Origin of the sequence: Agromyces sp. LHK192, assembly GCF_004006235.1 — a bacterium.
Lineage (GTDB): Bacteria > Actinomycetota > Actinomycetes > Actinomycetales > Microbacteriaceae > Agromyces.
Genome location: NZ_CP034753.1, coordinates 3,080,630 through 3,096,260, shown reverse-complemented (window position 1 = coordinate 3,096,260; position 15,631 = coordinate 3,080,630). Strand labels below are relative to the sequence as shown.

The 15,631-nt window shown below is 68.7% G+C and carries 25 protein-coding genes; 23 read left to right on the top strand and 2 right to left on the bottom strand.

Annotation, left to right across the window (positions count from 1 at the left end):
* Window positions 1-11 precede the first annotated feature (11 nt).
* Complete coding sequence (locus ELQ40_RS18795; protein ID WP_164863604.1) at window positions 12-482, bottom strand: OsmC family protein; 471 nt, start codon at window positions 480-482, stop codon at window positions 12-14.
* 531 nt (window positions 483-1,013) lie between these two features.
* Here ELQ40_RS18795 and rpsJ point away from each other — a divergent pair.
* The 23 genes from rpsJ to map all read left to right on the top strand — a co-directional run bounded on the left by rpsJ (window position 1,014) and on the right by map (window position 13,577).
* Entirely contained in the window at window positions 1,014-1,322 is a 309-nt protein-coding gene (rpsJ, locus tag ELQ40_RS14075; protein WP_017201594.1) for a 30S ribosomal protein S10, read from the top strand.
* 8 nt (window positions 1,323-1,330) lie between these two features.
* Window positions 1,331-1,987, top strand: coding sequence for a 50S ribosomal protein L3 (gene rplC / locus ELQ40_RS14070; RefSeq protein ID WP_127794250.1), 657 nt, complete (start codon window positions 1,331-1,333; stop codon window positions 1,985-1,987).
* A 3-nt stretch (window positions 1,988-1,990) separates the two neighbouring features.
* On the top strand, window positions 1,991-2,650 hold the full coding sequence (gene rplD / locus ELQ40_RS14065; protein ID WP_127794249.1) for a 50S ribosomal protein L4: 660 nt from the start codon (window positions 1,991-1,993) through the stop codon (window positions 2,648-2,650).
* Window positions 2,647-2,949, top strand: a complete 303-nt coding sequence (gene rplW / locus ELQ40_RS14060; protein WP_127794248.1) for a 50S ribosomal protein L23 — start codon at window positions 2,647-2,649, stop codon at window positions 2,947-2,949. The genes rplD and rplW overlap by 4 nt, the downstream gene beginning before the upstream one ends.
* Before the next feature lie 15 nt (window positions 2,950-2,964).
* Window positions 2,965-3,804, top strand: coding sequence for a 50S ribosomal protein L2 (gene rplB / locus ELQ40_RS14055; protein ID WP_127794247.1), 840 nt, complete (start codon window positions 2,965-2,967; stop codon window positions 3,802-3,804).
* Window positions 3,805-3,816: 12 nt separating this feature from the next.
* Window positions 3,817-4,098 (top strand): 30S ribosomal protein S19, encoded by a 282-nt coding sequence (rpsS, locus tag ELQ40_RS14050; RefSeq protein WP_022889728.1) that lies wholly within the window; start codon window positions 3,817-3,819, stop codon window positions 4,096-4,098.
* Window positions 4,099-4,124: 26 nt separating this feature from the next.
* Window positions 4,125-4,490, top strand: a complete 366-nt coding sequence (gene rplV, locus ELQ40_RS14045) for a 50S ribosomal protein L22 (protein WP_127794246.1) — start codon at window positions 4,125-4,127, stop codon at window positions 4,488-4,490.
* A complete protein-coding gene (gene rpsC / locus ELQ40_RS14040; RefSeq protein ID WP_127794245.1) occupies window positions 4,490-5,242 on the top strand; it encodes a 30S ribosomal protein S3 in 753 nt (250 codons plus the stop codon). Before rplV ends, rpsC begins: the two co-directional genes overlap by 1 nt.
* Window positions 5,243-5,244: 2 nt before the next feature.
* Complete coding sequence (gene rplP / locus ELQ40_RS14035; protein WP_127794244.1) at window positions 5,245-5,664, top strand: 50S ribosomal protein L16; 420 nt, start codon at window positions 5,245-5,247, stop codon at window positions 5,662-5,664.
* Window positions 5,664-5,990 carry a 50S ribosomal protein L29 gene (gene rpmC, locus ELQ40_RS19180; protein ID WP_127794243.1) on the top strand — a complete coding sequence of 109 codons (327 nt, stop codon included), beginning with the start codon at window positions 5,664-5,666 and terminating at the stop codon, window positions 5,988-5,990. Before rplP ends, rpmC begins: the two co-directional genes overlap by 1 nt.
* 2 nt (window positions 5,991-5,992) lie before the next feature.
* Entirely contained in the window at window positions 5,993-6,295 is a 303-nt protein-coding gene (rpsQ, locus tag ELQ40_RS14025) for a 30S ribosomal protein S17 (protein WP_127794242.1), read from the top strand.
* Window positions 6,296-6,328: 33 nt separating this feature from the next.
* Window positions 6,329-6,697 (top strand): 50S ribosomal protein L14, encoded by a 369-nt coding sequence (gene rplN / locus ELQ40_RS14020; protein WP_127794241.1) that lies wholly within the window; start codon window positions 6,329-6,331, stop codon window positions 6,695-6,697.
* Window positions 6,698-6,700: 3 nt separating this feature from the next.
* On the top strand, window positions 6,701-7,060 hold the full coding sequence (rplX, locus tag ELQ40_RS14015) for a 50S ribosomal protein L24 (RefSeq protein ID WP_127794240.1): 360 nt from the start codon (window positions 6,701-6,703) through the stop codon (window positions 7,058-7,060).
* Window positions 7,060-7,653, top strand: coding sequence for a 50S ribosomal protein L5 (gene rplE / locus ELQ40_RS14010; protein ID WP_127794239.1), 594 nt, complete (start codon window positions 7,060-7,062; stop codon window positions 7,651-7,653). The genes rplX and rplE overlap by 1 nt, the downstream gene beginning before the upstream one ends.
* A gap of 158 nt (window positions 7,654-7,811) precedes the next feature.
* Window positions 7,812-8,210, top strand: a complete 399-nt coding sequence (rpsH, locus tag ELQ40_RS14005; protein ID WP_127794238.1) for a 30S ribosomal protein S8 — start codon at window positions 7,812-7,814, stop codon at window positions 8,208-8,210.
* Window positions 8,211-8,214: 4 nt separating this feature from the next.
* Window positions 8,215-8,751 carry a 50S ribosomal protein L6 gene (gene rplF, locus ELQ40_RS14000; protein WP_127794237.1) on the top strand — a complete coding sequence of 179 codons (537 nt, stop codon included), beginning with the start codon at window positions 8,215-8,217 and terminating at the stop codon, window positions 8,749-8,751.
* Between the two features lie 2 nt (window positions 8,752-8,753).
* Window positions 8,754-9,113 (top strand): 50S ribosomal protein L18, encoded by a 360-nt coding sequence (gene rplR, locus ELQ40_RS13995; protein WP_127794236.1) that lies wholly within the window; start codon window positions 8,754-8,756, stop codon window positions 9,111-9,113.
* Between the two features lie 26 nt (window positions 9,114-9,139).
* Window positions 9,140-9,811, top strand: coding sequence for a 30S ribosomal protein S5 (rpsE, locus tag ELQ40_RS13990; protein WP_127794235.1), 672 nt, complete (start codon window positions 9,140-9,142; stop codon window positions 9,809-9,811).
* Window positions 9,811-9,996: a 50S ribosomal protein L30 gene (gene rpmD / locus ELQ40_RS13985; RefSeq protein ID WP_022889741.1), complete on the top strand. Its 186-nt coding sequence runs from the start codon at window positions 9,811-9,813 to the stop codon at window positions 9,994-9,996. Before rpsE ends, rpmD begins: the two co-directional genes overlap by 1 nt.
* Window positions 9,996-10,673, top strand: coding sequence for a 50S ribosomal protein L15 (gene rplO / locus ELQ40_RS19175; protein ID WP_127794234.1), 678 nt, complete (start codon window positions 9,996-9,998; stop codon window positions 10,671-10,673). Before rpmD ends, rplO begins: the two co-directional genes overlap by 1 nt.
* 116 nt (window positions 10,674-10,789) lie before the next feature.
* Window positions 10,790-12,115, top strand: coding sequence for a preprotein translocase subunit SecY (secY, locus tag ELQ40_RS13975; RefSeq protein WP_127794233.1), 1,326 nt, complete (start codon window positions 10,790-10,792; stop codon window positions 12,113-12,115).
* Window positions 12,112-12,741 (top strand): adenylate kinase, encoded by a 630-nt coding sequence (locus ELQ40_RS13970; RefSeq protein ID WP_127794232.1) that lies wholly within the window; start codon window positions 12,112-12,114, stop codon window positions 12,739-12,741. Before secY ends, ELQ40_RS13970 begins: the two co-directional genes overlap by 4 nt.
* A gap of 8 nt (window positions 12,742-12,749) precedes the next feature.
* Window positions 12,750-13,577, top strand: coding sequence for a type I methionyl aminopeptidase (map, locus tag ELQ40_RS13965; RefSeq protein WP_127794231.1), 828 nt, complete (start codon window positions 12,750-12,752; stop codon window positions 13,575-13,577).
* A gap of 12 nt (window positions 13,578-13,589) precedes the next feature.
* Here map and ELQ40_RS13960 read toward each other — a convergent pair whose 3' ends face one another.
* The gene (locus tag ELQ40_RS13960) at window positions 13,590-15,503 is read right to left on the bottom strand and encodes a PTS sugar transporter subunit IIA (protein WP_127794230.1); all 1,914 of its coding nucleotides are present in this window, start codon (window positions 15,501-15,503) and stop codon (window positions 13,590-13,592) included.
* Between the last annotated feature and the right edge of the window lie 128 nt (window positions 15,504-15,631).

Below are 15,631 nucleotides of genomic sequence, written 5' to 3'. Positions count from 1 at the left end.
AGCCCGCGGCCTCAGGCGATCTGCGGACCGGCGGCCGGGTCACGCACCTCGAGGTCGAGCTCGACCGAGTCCTGGATCGAGCGTGCGACGGTGCAGCCGCGGTCGACGGCGCGGACGATGGTCTGCACGAGTCGCTCCTGCTCCTCCGCGGTGAGCGAGGCGAGGTCGAGCAGCAGCTCCTCCTCGATCCGCTCGTAGCGGTTCGTGTCGGGGTTCGACATGCCGTGCGCCCAGACCGTCGTCTCGTAGTCGTCGCCGAGCCGGCGCGCGATCACGGCGTCGGTGCTCAGCGCCGAGCACGAGATGAGCGCGAGCTTGAGGAGCTCGCCCGGTCCGAAGTGCTCGCCCTCGAGCTCGGACCCGCCGATGCTCACCGTCGCACCGCGCTCGTTCATGCCCTCGTAGCGGCGCGGTCCGAGACGGGTGACCGAGACGCTCCCCGGTCCGATGCGGTCGCTCACGCGGTGTGCGGCGTCGGTCATGGCTTCCTGCCTCTCCGGGCGCGCGGAACCGCGGCCCGATACGATTCCATCACGTCCCGGCGGGGCACCCGGAGCGGCTGTCTGGGCATCTCCTGCGAAGCCTGCCGGGCGCGACACGCCCGGGTTGCACGGATGCATCGGATATGGCAAACTCGTTGAGTTCAACATTTCGATCGGCGTGCCCTGCGCGTCGGTCGGATCACTGCCAGGCAGTGCATAACCACCGGGATTCCGGGTCAGGTTAGGCCGCGGGCAGCAGAACACGACAACCGACTCCCACACCATACGGGGATACCCGTGTGCGTCCGCGCCGGCACGCCGGGGCGGGGAAGCGGGGCTCGAGGTCGAGCGTGTCGAGGCCATCGCGGCTGCGCCAGCACAGCGGTGGGGTGCCTTCGACAGGCTCGATCAACAGCCGTTGACAGCAGAACAGTGGTGCTCCAGGCGCGCAGCTCGCTGCGTGCACCGGCAGGACCCGGCGTCCAATGCCCTCGGAAGGGGTATGACGCCTCGACAGAGAGAGAGTCAGCAATGGCGGGACAGAAGATCCGCATTCGACTGAAGTCGTACGACCACGAGGTCATCGACACCTCGGCGCGCAAGATCGTCGACACGGTGACCCGCGCGGGCGCCACGGTCGTCGGCCCCGTGCCGCTTCCGACCGAGAAGAACGTGGTGTGCGTCATCCGCTCGCCCCACAAGTACAAGGACAGCCGCGAGCACTTCGAGATGCGCACCCACAAGCGCCTGATCGACATCGTGGACCCGACGCCCAAGGCCGTCGACTCGCTCATGCGCCTCGACCTCCCGGCCGACGTCAACATCGAGATCAAGCTCTGAGGTATCTGATGTCCACCGCTACCAAGAACGTGAAGGGCCTGCTCGGCACGAAGCTCGGCATGACCCAGGTGTGGGACGAGAACAACAAGCTCATCCCGGTCACCGTCATCGAGATCGCGCCGAACGTGGTCACCCAGATCCGCACCGCCGAGAAGGACGGCTACGAGGCCGTCCAGATCGCCGCAGGCGCGATCGACCCCCGCAAGGTCACCCAGCCGCTCCAGGGTCACTTCAAGGCCGCCGGCGTCACGCCGCGCCGCCACGTGACCGAGGTCCGCACCGCGGACGCCGCCTCGTACGAGGCCGGCCAGGAGCTCACCGTCGAGGGCACCTTCGACGCCGGCCAGCTGGTCGACGTCGTCGGCACCTCGAAGGGCAAGGGCTTCGCCGGTGTCATGAAGCGCCACAACTTCAAGGGCGTCTCCGCCTCGCACGGTTCGCACCGCAACCACCGCAAGCCCGGCTCGATCGGTGCTTCGTCGACCCCCAGCCGTGTCTTCAAGGGCATGCGCATGGCCGGTCGCATGGGTGGCGAGCGCGTGACCGTGCTCAACCTCCGCGTGCACGCCGTCGACGCCGAGAAGGGCCTGCTGCTCGTCAAGGGCGCCGTCCCCGGTGCGCGCGGCCGTCTCGTGTTCGTCCGCAACGCTGTGAAGGGGGCGTAGTCCATGGCTACCGCCAACACCATCGACGTCCTCGATGCAACCGGCAAGAAGTCCGGCACCATCGAGCTGCCCGCCGACATCTTCGACGTGCAGACCAACGTCCCGCTGATCCACCAGGTCGTGACCGCCCAGCGCGCCGCAGCGCGCCAGGGCACGCACAAGACCAAGAACCGTGGCGAGGTCTCGGGCGCCGGCCGCAAGCCGTTCAAGCAGAAGGGCACCGGCCGTTCGCGCCAGGGCTCGATCCGCGCACCAGAGCACACCGGCGGTGGCGTCGTGCACGGCCCGACCCCCCGCGACTACTCGCAGCGGACCCCCAAGAAGATGATCGCCGCCGCGCTGCTGGGCTCGCTCAGCGACCGCGCCCGTGCCGGCCGCATCCACGCGGTCGAGTCGTTCTTCCAGGGCGAGACCCCGAAGACGAAGGACGCCGTCGCCCTGCTCGCGCAGGTCGCCCCGGCGAAGCGCTTCCTCGTGGTCCTCGACCGCGGCCAGGAGCTCGACCTCCGTGCGGTCCGCAACATCGAGGCGGCCCACGTGCTGTCCTTCGACCAGCTCAACGCCTACGACGTGGTCGTCTCCGACGACATCGTCTTCAGCAAGGCCGCGCTCGAGGCGTTCATCGCCGCGAAGCAGGCGAAGAAGGAAGAGGTCTCCGCATGAGCGCCGCTCACAACAAGGACCCGCGCGACATCATCATCGCGCCCGTCGTCTCGGAGAAGAGCTACGGCCTGATCGACGAGGGCAAGTACACGTTCATCGTGGACCCCCGCTCGAACAAGACCGAGATCAAGCTCGCCATCGAAAAGATCTTCAACGTGCAGGTCGCGTCGATCAACACGCTGAACCGCCAGGGCAAGACCCGTCGCACCCGGTTCGGCATCGGCAAGCGCAAGGACACCAAGCGCGCGATCGTCACCCTCAAGTCCGGTTCCATCGACATCTTCACCGCTGTCGGCTAAGGGGCAGAGAGAAACATGGCTATTCGCAAGTACAAGCCCACGACCCCGGGCCGTCGCGGCTCGTCGGTCGCCGACTTCGCCGAGATCACGCGCTCGACGCCCGAGAAGTCGCTGCTCAAGCCGCTGTCGAAGACCGGTGGCCGCAACAACCAGGGCCGCATCACCACCCGCCACATCGGCGGTGGCCACAAGCGCCAGTACCGCGTCATCGACTTCCGTCGCAACGACAAGGACGGCGTGCCCGCCACGGTCGCGCACATCGAGTACGACCCGAACCGCACCGCGCGCATCGCGCTGCTGCACTTCGCGGACGGCACGAAGCGCTACATCCTCGCTCCGGCCAAGCTGCAGCAGGGCGACCCGATCGAGTCGGGCCCCGGCGCCGACATCAAGCCGGGCAACAACCTGCCGCTGAAGAACATCCCGACGGGTACCGTCATCCACGCCATCGAGCTCCGCCCCGGCGGCGGCGCCAAGATGGCCCGGTCGGCGGGCGCCTCGGTGCGTCTCGTCGCGAAGGACGGCCCCTACGCCCAGCTGCGTCTGCCCTCGGGCGAGATCCGCAACGTCGACGCGCGCTGCCGTGCGACGATCGGCGAGGTCGGCAACGCCGAGCAGTCGAACATCAACTGGGGCAAGGCCGGCCGCATGCGCTGGAAGGGCGTCCGCCCGACCGTCCGCGGTGTCGCGATGAACCCGATCGACCACCCGCACGGTGGTGGTGAGGGCAAGACCTCCGGTGGTCGCCACCCGGTCAGCCCCTGGGGCCAGGCCGAAGGCCGCACGCGTCGCCCCAACAAGGAAAGCGACAAGCTCATCGTCCGTCGTCGCACCGTCGGCAAGAAGCGCAAGTAGGAGTAAGAGAAGATGCCTCGCAGTCTCAAAAAGGGCCCCTTCGTCGACGAGCACCTGCTTCGCAAGGTCGTCGTCCAGAACGAGGCGGGCAGCAAGAACGTCATCAAGACGTGGTCGCGTCGCTCGATGATCATCCCGGCCATGCTCGGGCACACGATCGCCGTGCACGACGGCCGCAAGCACATCCCGGTGTTCGTCACCGAGACCATGGTGGGCCACAAGCTCGGCGAGTTCGCGCCCACCCGCACCTTCCGTGGACACGTGAAGGACGACAAGAAGGGCCGTCGCCGCTGACGCGGTGACGTGAAGGAGGAGAAGAAATGGTGGAGTCGATCGCCCGCGTGCGACACATCCGCGTCACCCCCCAGAAGGCTCGCCGCGTCGTCAACCTGATCCGCGGCAAGCAGGCACAGGAGGCCCTGGCCATCCTGAAGTTCGCACCCCAGGGTGCGAGCGAGCCCGTGTACAAGCTCGTCGCCTCGGCCATCGCGAACGCTCGCGTCAAGGCCGATGCCACGAACACCTACCTGGACGAGCAGGACCTCTACATCTCGCGCGCATTCGTCGATGAGGGCACCACCCTCAAGCGTTTCCAGCCGCGCGCGCAGGGTCGTGCCTTCCGCATCAACAAGCGCACGAGCCACATCACCGTGGTCCTCGCCACGCCCGAGGAGGGTACGAAGTAATGGGTCAGAAGGTCAACCCGTACGGCTTCCGTCTGGGCATCACCACCGACCACGTGTCGCGGTGGTTCTCCGACTCGACGAAGCCCGGCCAGCGTTACGCCGACTACCTCGCCGAGGATGTCAAGATCCGTCGTCTGCTGCAGACCTCGCTCGACCGCGCGGGAGTCTCGCGCATCGAGATCGAGCGCACCCGCGACCGCGTCCGCGTGGACATCCACACGGCGCGTCCGGGCATCGTGATCGGCCGCCGCGGCGCCGAGGCCGAGCGCATCCGCGCCGACCTCGAGAAGCTCACCGGCAAGCAGATCCAGCTCAACATCCTCGAGGTGAAGAACCCCGAGGCCGACGCCCAGCTCGTCGCCCAGGGCATCGCCGAGCAGCTCAGCGCCCGCGTGGCGTTCCGCCGCGCGATGCGCAAGGGCCTGCAGGGCGCGCAGCGCGCCGGCGCCAAGGGCATCCGGATCCAGGTCTCGGGCCGTCTCGGCGGCGCCGAGATGAGCCGGTCGGAGTTCTACCGCGAGGGTCGTGTGCCGCTGCACACGCTGCGCGCGAACATCGACTACGGCTTCTACGAGGCCAAGACCACCTTCGGCCGCATCGGCGTGAAGGTCTGGATCTACAAGGGCGACATCACCAACAAGGAGCTCGCACGCGAGCAGGCGGCTCAGAAGCCGTCGCGCGAGCGCAGCGACCGTCCCCGCCGGGACCGCGGCCCGAAGGCCGAGCCCGTGGCAGCAGGAGTTGAGGCATAACCATGTTGATTCCCCGTCGAGTCAAGTACCGCAAGCAGCACCACCCGGGCCGCTCGGGCCACGCCACCGGCGGCACCAAGGTGTCGTTCGGCGAGTTCGGCATCCAGGCCCTCACGCCCGCCTACGTGACCAACCGTCAGATCGAGTCCGCTCGTATCGCGATGACGCGTCACATCAAGCGTGGCGGCAAGGTGTGGATCAACATCTACCCGGACCGTCCGCTCACGAAGAAGCCGGCCGAGACCCGAATGGGTTCCGGTAAGGGTTCGCCCGAGTGGTGGGTCGCGAACGTCAAGCCGGGTCGGGTCCTCTTCGAGGTCTCCGGCGTCTCCGAGCAGCTCGCTCGCGAGGCCATGACCCGTGCCATCCACAAGCTGCCCCTCAAGGCACGCATCATCAAGCGCGAGGAGGGCGACGCATAATGTCCGTCGGAACCAAGGAGCTCGCCACCGTCGAGCTCGACACCTTTGAAGACGAGCGTCTCGTCGACGAGCTGAAGAAGGCCAAGGAAGAGCTGTTCAACCTGCGCTTCCAGGCGGCCACCGGTCAGCTCGAGAGCCACGGCCGCCTCCGCGCGGTCAAGAAGGACATCGCTCGCATCTACACCGTGATCCGCGAGCGCGAGCTCGGGATCCGGGCGACGCCCGCTCCCGTCGAGGTGGCTGCGCCCGCCGAGAAGAAGACGAAGAAGAAGGCCAAGGCCGAGGGCGACGCCCCCGCTGAGGCCGTCGAGACGAAGGAGGCCTGATCATGGCTGAGACCAAGAAGGCCGCCGAGGCCGAGGTCGCCGAGACGGCCGAGCAGCGTCCGTACCGCAAGGTGCGCCGCGGCTACGTCGTCAGCGACAAGATGGACAAGACCATCGTCGTCGAGGTCGAGGACCGCGTGAAGCACCCGCTCTACGGCAAGGTCATCCGCCGCACCTCGAAGGTGAAGGCCCACGACGAGCAGAACACCGCCGGCATCGGCGACCTGGTCGTCATCTCCGAGACGCGTCCGCTCAGCGCCACCAAGCGCTGGCGCCTCGTCGAGATCGCCGAGAAGGCCAAGTAAGCCTCGCGGCTTGCTTCGTAGAAGGAGACTGAAGTGATTCAGCAGGAATCCCGGCTCAAGGTCGCCGACAACACGGGTGCGAAGGAACTCCTCACCATCCGCGTGCTCGGTGGCTCCAGCCGCCGCTACGCCGGCCTCGGCGACGTGATCGTCGCCACCGTCAAGGACGCGATCCCCGGCGGCAACGTGAAGAAGGGCGACGTCGTCAAGGCGGTCGTCGTCCGCACCCGCAAGGAGACCCGTCGTCCGGACGGCTCCTACATCAAGTTCGACGAGAACGCCGCGGTGATCCTCAAGAACGACGGTGACCCCCGCGGCACCCGCATCTTCGGGCCGGTCGGCCGGGAGCTTCGCGACAAGAAGTTCATGAAGATCATCTCGCTGGCACCGGAGGTGCTCTAAACCATGGCGAACATCAAGAAGGGCGACCTCGTCGAGGTCATCTCGGGCAAGAGCCAGGCTCGCGGCGGAGACCGCGGCAAGCAGGGTCGTGTCATCGAGGTCATCACGGCCGAGGACCGCGTCGTCGTCGAGGGCGTCAACTACGTCACGAAGCACGTGCGCGTCGGCCAGACGCAGCGCGGCTCGAAGACCGGTGGCATCGAGACCCACGAGGCCCCGATCCACGTGTCGAACGTGGCGCTGATCGACCCCGAGACGAAGAAGCCGACCCGCGTCGGCTTCCGCCTCGAGACCGTCACCAAGGACGGCGTCACCAAGACGGTCCGCGTCCGCTACGCCAAGAAGTCAGGTAAGGACCTGTAATGACCGACACCGCAACTGCTGCGCCGGCTGGCAAGATCCAGCCGCGCCTCAAGCAGAAGTACAAGAACGAGATCGCCGCCTCGCTCACCGAGGCCAACGGCTACTCGAACCCGCACCAGGTCCCCGGCCTGGTGAAGATCGTGGTGAACATGGGTGTCGGCGAGGCCGCTCGCGATGGCAAGATCATCGACGGTGCGATCGCCGACCTCATCAAGATCACTGGTCAGAAGCCGCAGGTCACGAAGGCCCGCAAGTCGATCGCCCAGTTCAAGCTCCGCGAGGGTCAGCCCATCGGCGCCCACGTGACGCTGCGCGGCGACCGCATGTGGGAGTTCCTCGACCGCCTGCTCTCGCTCGCACTGCCGCGCATCCGCGACTTCCGCGGCCTGTCGCCCCAGCAGTTCGACGGCAACGGCAACTACACCTTCGGTCTCACGGAGCAGTCCGTGTTCCACGAGATCGACCAGGACAAGATCGACCGCGTCCGCGGCATGGACATCACCGTGGTGACCACCGCCAAGACGGATGACGAGGGTCGCGCGCTGCTCAAGGCGCTCGGCTTCCCGTTCAAGTCGGTCGACGCAGCGTCCTGACCCCACTCTGTAGTAAGCTCTACGAGTTTGTGCCCGGCCGGCCGGACCTGATCCGGCCGGCCCGGGCATACGACGACCGGCATCCGTCGGTCGCACCACCACAGGTCAGTCCCCGTGTAACGGGTCCTGAAACCTGGTGAACGTAAGGAATCACCGTCATGACGATGACCGACCCGGTCGCTGACATGCTGACCCGCCTTCGCAACGCGAACTCGGCGCACCACGACACCGTGGCCATGCCCAGCTCGAAGCTGAAGTCGCACATCGCCGAGATCCTCAAGACCGAGGGTTACATCGCCGACTTCGAGGTGACCGACGCACGCGTCGGCAAGACCCTCACGCTGAAGCTGAAGTTCGGCCCGAACCGCGAGCGCTCCATCGCCGGCATCAAGCGGGTGTCGAAGCCCGGCCTCCGCGTGTACGCGAAGTCGACCGAGCTGCCCAAGGTGCTCGGCGGCCTCGGCGTCGCGATCCTGTCCACTTCCAGCGGTCTGCTCACCGACCGCCAGGCCGAGAAGAAGGGCGTGGGTGGGGAAGTCCTCGCCTACGTGTGGTAATCCCATGTCACGAATCGGACGACTCCCCATCGACATCCCCGCCGGTGTCGACGTGAAGATCGACGGCTCGGCCGTCACCGTCAAGGGCCCGAAGGGCGAGCTCTCGCTCACCGTCGCGTCCCCCATCGAGGTCAAGCTCGAGGAGGGCCAGGTCGTGGTCACGCGTCCCGACGACGAGCGCGCCTCGCGTTCGCTGCACGGCCTGACCCGCACCCTCATCGCCAACGACATCCTCGGTGTCACCCAGGGCTACTCCAAGGGCCTCGAGATCGTCGGCACCGGTTACCGCGTCGCCCAGAAGGGCTCGGCCGTCGAGTTCGCGCTCGGCTTCTCGCACCCCGTCACCGTCGAGGCCCCCGCGGGCATCACGCTGACCGTCGAGGGCAACAACAAGATCACGGTCTCCGGCATCTCGAAGCAGGCCGTCGGCGAGACCGCCGCGAACATCCGCAAGATCAAGAAGCCCGAGCCGTACAAGGGCAAGGGCATCCGCTACGCCGGCGAGGTCGTGCGTCGCAAGGCCGGAAAGTCAGGTAAGTAATCATGGCTGTGAAGTCCAAGACGGCTGCGCGTTCGCGCCGCCACACCCGCCTTCGCAAGAAGATCGTCGGCACGGAGGTCCGCCCCCGTCTCGTCGTGAACCGTTCGGCCCGCCACGTCTTCGTGCAGGTCGTCGACGACAGCAAGGGCGTGACCGTCGCCAGCGCGTCGACCATGGAGGCCGACCTCCGTGCGTTCGACGGTGACAAGACCGCCAAGGCCCGCAAGGTCGGCGAGCTCGTCGCCGAGCGCGCCAAGAAGGCAGGCATCGAGGAGGTCGTGTTCGACCGCGGCGGCAACAAGTACGCCGGCCGCGTCGCAGCGATCGCCGAAGGTGCGCGAGAGGCAGGGCTGAACCTGTGAGCGACAACACTGTGAAGGAGACCGAGGTGACCACCGCAGAGGCACCCGTCGAGACGGCCGCATCGAGCGAGCCGCAGCGCAACGAGCGCGAGGGTCGCCGCGGCGGCGGTCGCGACCGCGGCCAGGGCCGCGACCGTGGCGGCCGCGACGCCGAGAAGAGCCAGTTCCTCGAGCGCGTCGTGACCATCAACCGCGTGTCGAAGGTCGTCAAGGGCGGTCGCCGCTTCAGCTTCACGGCGCTCGTCGTCGTGGGCGACGGCAACGGGCTCGTCGGCGTCGGCTACGGCAAGGCGCGCGAGGTCCCGACCGCGATCTCGAAGGGCGTCGAGGAGGCGAAGAAGAACTTCTTCCGCGTCCCGCGCGTCGGCGCGACCATCCCGCACCCGGTGCAGGGCGAGGCCGCTGCCGGTGTCGTGCTGCTGCGTCCGGCCTCGGCCGGTACCGGTGTCATCGCCGGTGGTCCGGTCCGTGCCGTCCTCGAGTGCGCCGGCATCCACGACGTCCTGAGCAAGTCGCTGGGCTCGTCGAACACCATCAACATCGTGCACGCCACGGTCGAGGCCCTCAAGCAGCTCGAGGAGCCGCGTGCGGTCGCCGCACGTCGTGGCCTCGACTACGACGAGGTCGCCCCGGCCCGTCTGCTGCGTGCCGAGGCCCAGGCGGCCGAGGCCGCCGCAGCAGCGAAGGCAGGTGCCTGATGGCCAAGCAGCTCAAGGTGACCCAGATCAAGTCCAAGGTGAGTGAGAAGCAGTACCAGCGTGACACGCTGCGCAGCCTCGGGCTCAAGCGAATCGGCCAGTCGGTCGTGCGTGAGGACACCCCGCAGAACCGCGGGTACGTCAACACCGTCGCTCACCTCGTGAAGGTTGAGGAGATTGACTAATGGCTGACGAGAAGATCGACGCCGCCGCGGAAGCCCCGAAGAAGGCTCCTGCGAAGAAGGCCGCGGCGAAGCCCGCCGCCGAGAAGGAAGCGGCCCCCAAGGCCGCTGCGAAGAAGGCTCCGGCGAAGGCCGCTGCCGCGAAGGCCGACGACGCCGCCGCCGAGAAGGCTCCGGCCAAGAAGGCTCCGGCGAAGAAGGCCCCCGCGAAGGCGGACAAGGCCGACGTCGCCGAGAAGCGCGAGCCGGTCCTGAAGGTGCACCACCTGCGCCCCGCGCCCGGTGCCAAGAAGGACAAGACCCGCGTCGGACGCGGTGAGGGCTCGAAGGGCAAGACCGCCGGTCGCGGCACCAAGGGCTCGAAGGCCCGCACCACGGTGCGCCCCGGCTTCGAGGGCGGCCAGCTTCCGTACCACATGCGTGCGCCGAAGCTCCGCGGCTTCAAGAACCCGTTCCGCGTCGAGTACCAGGTGGTCAACCTGGAGAAGCTCGCGGAGCTCTACCCCAAGGGCGGCGACGTCACCATCGCCGACCTGGTGGCCAAGGGTGCCGTCCGCAAGAACGAGCGCGTGAAGGTGCTCGGCAACGGCGACATCCAGGTCAAGCTCAACGTCACGGTCGACAAGGTCTCGGGTTCCGCCGAGCAGAAGATCGTGGCCGCGGGCGGCTCGGTCCAGTAAGACCGCAGCACCACTTCGAGTTCGAGCCTGTCGGGACCTCGCGTATGATTCACGGGGGTCTCGACAGGCTCGAGCCGCATATGGACTGACTCCACGACGGAGCTACAGGAGGACGAGTGTTCAACGCCATCGGGCGCATCTTCCGCACCCCCGACCTTCGGAGGAAGATCGGCTTCACCCTGGGCATCGTCGCCCTGTTCCGGTTGGGGTCGTTCATTCCGGCCCCGTTCGTGGACTTCTCGAACGTCCAAGCGTGCCTCGTGTCCGCGCAGGGCACGGCGTCGGGGCTCTACGAGCTCGTCAACGTCTTCTCGGGCGGCGCGCTCCTCCAGCTGTCGATCTTCGCGCTGGGCATCATGCCGTACATCACGGCGTCGATCATCGTGCAGCTCCTGCGCGTGGTCATCCCGCACTTCGAGACCCTCTACAAGGAGGGCCAGGCCGGGCAGGCGCGCCTCACGCAGTACACGCGCTACCTGACCATCGCGCTCGGCGTGCTCCAGTCGACGACGCTGATCACCGTGGCGCGCTCCGGTGCGCTGTTCAGCGGTGCATCGGCGCCCGAGTGCACGCAGCTGCTCACCAACGACGCCTGGTACGCGATCCTGCTGATGGTCATCACGATGACCGCCGGCACGGGCCTCATCATGTGGATGGGCGAGCTCATCACCGAGCGCGGCATCGGCAACGGCATGTCGCTGCTCATCTTCACCTCGATCGCCGCGACCTTCCCGGGCTCGCTCTGGGCGATCGGCATCACGCAGGGTTGGGACGTGTTCGCGATCGTCCTGGCGATCGGCATCCTCGTCGTCGTCGCGGTCGTGTTCGTCGAACAGTCGCAGCGCCGCATCCCGGTGCAGTATGCGAAACGCATGGTGGGCCGGCGCACGTACGGCGGCAACAACACCTACATCCCGATCAAGGTCAACATGGCCGGCGTCGTGCCGGTGATCTTCGCCTCGTCGCTGCTGTACCTGCCTGCGCTCATCGCGCAGTTCAACCAGCCTGCAGCCGGCGAGGAGCCGCAGGCCTGGGTCGTCTGGATCCAGAACTACCTGACGCAGGGCGACCACCCGCTCTACATGCTCCTGTACCTGGCGCTCATCGTCGGCTTCACGTACTTCTACGTGGCCATCACGTTCAACCCGGACGAGGTCGCCGAGAACATGAAGAAGTACGGCGGCTTCATCCCGGGCATCCGCGCCGGCCGCCCGACCGCGGAGTACCTCGACTACGTGCTCACCCGCATCACGTTCCCGGGCTCGCTGTACCTCGGCGCGGTGGCCCTGATCCCGCTGATCGCGTTCGCCCTCGTCGGTGCGAACCAGAACTTCCCGTTCGGCGGAGCCTCGATCCTCATCATCGTCGGCGTCGGCCTCGAGACGGTGAAGCAGATCGACGCCCAGCTCCAGCAGCGACACTACGAAGGACTTCTGCGATGACCGTTCCCGACACCGCTTCCACGACGCACGCCCGTCTCCTCATCGTCGGCCCGCAGGGCTCCGGCAAGGGCACGCAGGGCATCGTCGTCGCGGACGCGTTCGGGATCCCGCAGGTCGCGACCGGTGACATCTTCCGGGCGAACGTGTCGGGCGGAACGCCGCTCGGCAAGCGCGTGCAGGCCATCATCGAGGCGGGCGACCTGGTGCCGGACGAGCTGACCAGCGAACTCGTTCGCGACCGTCTCGGCCAGCCCGACGCCGCCGCAGGCTTTCTGCTGGACGGATACCCGCGCAACCGCGGCCAGGTCGCCGACCTCGACGCGTTCCTGGCGGGTCGCGGCGAGGCGCTCGACGCGGTGATCGAGCTCGCGGTGCCTCGCGCCGAGTCGATCGCACGGCTCACGCAGCGCGCGATCGAGCAGGGCCGGACGGACGACACCGAAGAGGTCATCTCGAACCGCCTCGCGATCTACGAGCGCGAGACCGCCCCGATCCTGGACGGCTACCGCGCGCGCGGACTGGTCGTCCGCATCGACGGTGTCGGCACCCTCGCCCAGGTCACGGAGCGCATCTTCGCGGCGCTCGCGGTGCGCGGGATGGTACCGGCGCACCCGGGTGCGGCCTGACGCCCGGCGTGTTCCGGAAGTCGATCTACAAGACGCCGGCCGAGCTGCGCGCGATGCGCGCGGCCGGCGCGGCGACTGCCGCCGCGCTCGCTGAGGCGCGTCGCCTGCTCGTCGTCGGCGCGACGCCGCTCGAACTCGACGCGGCCGCCGAGCGCGTGATCGCCGACCACGGCGGTCGCTCGAACTTCAAGCTGGTGCCGGGCTACCGGCACACGCTGTGCGTCTCGGTGGACGACGACGTCGTGCACGGCATCCCGGGCGAGCGGCCGTTCCGACCGGGTGACATCGTGTCGGTCGACGGCGGCGCGGAGGTCGACGGCTGGAACGGCGACTCGGCGTTCACGGTGGTCCTGCCGGATCCGACGCGTCCCGAGGTCGTCGCGGCGCGGCTGGAGCTCGCGAGGGTCACCGAGCATGCGCTCTGGACCGGCGTGGCGGCGCTCGCCTCCGCGAAGCAGCTCAACGACGTCGGCGCGGCGATCGAGGACGCGGTGCGCGCGGAGGGCGAGTTCGGCATCCTCACCGACTACGTCGGGCACGGCATCGGCCGCACGATGCACGAGGAGCCGCCGGTCTTCAACTACCGGGTCGACCGTCGCAGCCCGGCGGTGAAGCCGGGCCTCGTCGTCGCGATCGAGCCGATGATCGTCGCCGGCGCGATCGAGACCTTCGTGCGCGACGACGAGTGGACGGTCACGACGAGCGACGGGTCGGATGCCGCGCACGTCGAGCACTCGGTCGCCGTGCACGCCGACGGTGTCTGGGTGCTGACCGCCGAGGACGGGGGAGCGGCGGCGCTCGCCCCCTACGGCGTGGTCCCCGTTCCGATCCCGTAGCAGCCGAACCGCTCAGCCGACCTCCGCCGCGTGCATGAGGTGCGCCAGTTCGGCGACGAGGCCGGCGTGGTCTTCGGCGCCGTGGACGAGCCGCAGGACGTTGTCGCGATCGGCGAACGTCAGCACGAACTGGTCGAACAGTTCCTGGAATTCGGCGCGCCCGCTGTCGGCGAACGCGATCAGCGCCACGAGGTGCACGGGCGTCCCCGCCCAGTCGACGGCGACGTCGTCGACGCCGATCGCGATCGCGGTGCGCGCAGCCGACATCCGCATCGCGTGCGGCACCGCGAGGTGCTCCGCGAACGCGGTCGACGACATCCGCTCCCGCTCGACCGCGCCGTCGACGTAGGCCTGGTCGATGGCGTCGACGGCGATGAGCCGGGCGCCGAGCATTCGGATGATCGCCTCGCGGTCGCGTCCTCGGAGGCCGCGGACGAACGACCCCGGCTCGATCAGTTCGGCCAGCCGGGCAGCGAGCCTCGCCGTCGCGCGACTCGCACGAAGGCGGTTGACCTCGAGCCGCACCCGTTCCAGGTCGGCCGACGTCGGCAGCGGCGAGACCAGGACCAGCCGGGCCGTCGCGACCGAAGGCGGCACGACCGCGACGACGAGGTCGGCGGTCGCTGCCGCGTCGTCGTCCGTCGAGACGACGCCCGCGGTGTCGCCGAGTTCCCGTTGCACCCGTTCGCGCAGTCGATCGCGCAGGTCGTGGTACTCGGGTGCGACGACGGCGATGCGGATGCGGTCGTCGGCGGCGAGCCGACGCTCGACGTGAGCGCCGAGGTGCATCGCGAGGTAGGCGATCTCGTCGTCGTTCACGCGGATGCCCTCGGCGCGGTACAGCTCACTGGCGACATACACACCGAGCTCGTAGACGAGCGGGTACGCGGCCTTGATCTGCGCCGTGAGCGGATTGCGTGAGAACGCCCGGTCGGCCGACCGTGCGGCCAGGTTGTCGACGTGGAGCGCGAGCCGTTCGACCAGCTCGTCGTCGAGGTCGACGAGGTACTCGGATGCCGCCCGCCGGACGATCCGGCGCACGAGCGCGGTTCGCGGCGACGCGGCGGGACCGTCGGCGGTGGACTGCACCGTGGCGGCTCTGGTCCGGAGCAGGCGAGCGAGGTGGGTCCGGTCGGGCGGCGGCAGGCGCACGTCGAGATGGCGTTCGACGAGGGCGGCGAGCAGCGACTCGAGGGCGTCGGGTGCCTCGAGGGCGTCGGGTGCCTCGAGGGCGTCGGGCGACTCGGGAGCGTCGGGTGGCTCGGTGGCGTCGAGCGCGCCGACGCGGTCGACCCGGTCCGCGGCGATCGCGATGTGCAGCAGGACGTCGTCGAGTGCGTAGCCGTTCGGCGCGTACCCGGCGCTCGCGAGCCCGTCGACGAGCGCGGTGCGGAAGCCGGGCAGTTCGGGAAACCGTCGTCGGAGCGCGTCGACGGCCACCCGTCCGCGGAGCGTCTCCTCGCGCAGCAGGTCCCCGAGGAGGCGTCGCTTGGCCGGCTCGGGGCCGCGGAGCGCGACCCGTGCCCCGCTGCGCTCCAGCCGCAGCGGGCCGTCCGCGAGTCGAACCCGCACGCGCGAGAGGTCGGCCTCGACCGTGGAACCGCTGACGTGGAGATCGTCGGCGAGGTCGTGCACGTCGGCGTCATCGGCGTCGACGAGCGTCCGGATGATCCTGGCCGTGCGCCCGTCCGGACGGTCGAAGCCCGACTCGCCGTCGTCCGTGCGGTCGCGGCGGGCGAGGGCCGCGAGGTCCACTCGATAGCCGTCGGGGCCGGATGCCACGAGCGGGCCGTCGGCGTTGGCGCGGGCCACCCAGGTGCGGACGGTGCGCGTCGACACGCCGAGGCGGTCCGCGAGTTCCGACGCCGTCGTCCAGTCGTCGGCGCGCGCGAGCTCATCGAGGAGTCGCTGCCATCGCTCGGCCACGACAGCAGTCAACCATCCGGGCGTCGCCGTGTCGCCGCATCCGACGCCGATTTCCTCCCGGGCGGAAGCGAATCTGGTGGCCGCCGCCGCGTCGCACGAGGATCATCGGATGCGTCGCGGCGCACGCC

Coding starts and splice junctions, on each gene's coding strand:
- ELQ40_RS18795 (WP_164863604.1), bottom strand. CDS start 482: ATGACCGACGCCGCACACCGCGTGAGCGACCGCATCGGACCGGGGAGC.
- rpsJ (WP_017201594.1), top strand. CDS start 1,014: ATGGCGGGACAGAAGATCCGCATTCGACTGAAGTCGTACGACCACGAG.
- rplC (WP_127794250.1), top strand. CDS start 1,331: ATGTCCACCGCTACCAAGAACGTGAAGGGCCTGCTCGGCACGAAGCTC.
- rplD (WP_127794249.1), top strand. CDS start 1,991: ATGGCTACCGCCAACACCATCGACGTCCTCGATGCAACCGGCAAGAAG.
- rplW (WP_127794248.1), top strand. CDS start 2,647: ATGAGCGCCGCTCACAACAAGGACCCGCGCGACATCATCATCGCGCCC.
- rplB (WP_127794247.1), top strand. CDS start 2,965: ATGGCTATTCGCAAGTACAAGCCCACGACCCCGGGCCGTCGCGGCTCG.
- rpsS (WP_022889728.1), top strand. CDS start 3,817: ATGCCTCGCAGTCTCAAAAAGGGCCCCTTCGTCGACGAGCACCTGCTT.
- rplV (WP_127794246.1), top strand. CDS start 4,125: ATGGTGGAGTCGATCGCCCGCGTGCGACACATCCGCGTCACCCCCCAG.
- rpsC (WP_127794245.1), top strand. CDS start 4,490: ATGGGTCAGAAGGTCAACCCGTACGGCTTCCGTCTGGGCATCACCACC.
- rplP (WP_127794244.1), top strand. CDS start 5,245: ATGTTGATTCCCCGTCGAGTCAAGTACCGCAAGCAGCACCACCCGGGC.
- rpmC (WP_127794243.1), top strand. CDS start 5,664: ATGTCCGTCGGAACCAAGGAGCTCGCCACCGTCGAGCTCGACACCTTT.
- rpsQ (WP_127794242.1), top strand. CDS start 5,993: ATGGCTGAGACCAAGAAGGCCGCCGAGGCCGAGGTCGCCGAGACGGCC.
- rplX (WP_127794240.1), top strand. CDS start 6,701: ATGGCGAACATCAAGAAGGGCGACCTCGTCGAGGTCATCTCGGGCAAG.
- rplE (WP_127794239.1), top strand. CDS start 7,060: ATGACCGACACCGCAACTGCTGCGCCGGCTGGCAAGATCCAGCCGCGC.
- rpsH (WP_127794238.1), top strand. CDS start 7,812: ATGACGATGACCGACCCGGTCGCTGACATGCTGACCCGCCTTCGCAAC.
- rplF (WP_127794237.1), top strand. CDS start 8,215: ATGTCACGAATCGGACGACTCCCCATCGACATCCCCGCCGGTGTCGAC.
- rplR (WP_127794236.1), top strand. CDS start 8,754: ATGGCTGTGAAGTCCAAGACGGCTGCGCGTTCGCGCCGCCACACCCGC.
- rpmD (WP_022889741.1), top strand. CDS start 9,811: ATGGCCAAGCAGCTCAAGGTGACCCAGATCAAGTCCAAGGTGAGTGAG.
- rplO (WP_127794234.1), top strand. CDS start 9,996: ATGGCTGACGAGAAGATCGACGCCGCCGCGGAAGCCCCGAAGAAGGCT.
- ELQ40_RS13970 (WP_127794232.1), top strand. CDS start 12,112: ATGACCGTTCCCGACACCGCTTCCACGACGCACGCCCGTCTCCTCATC.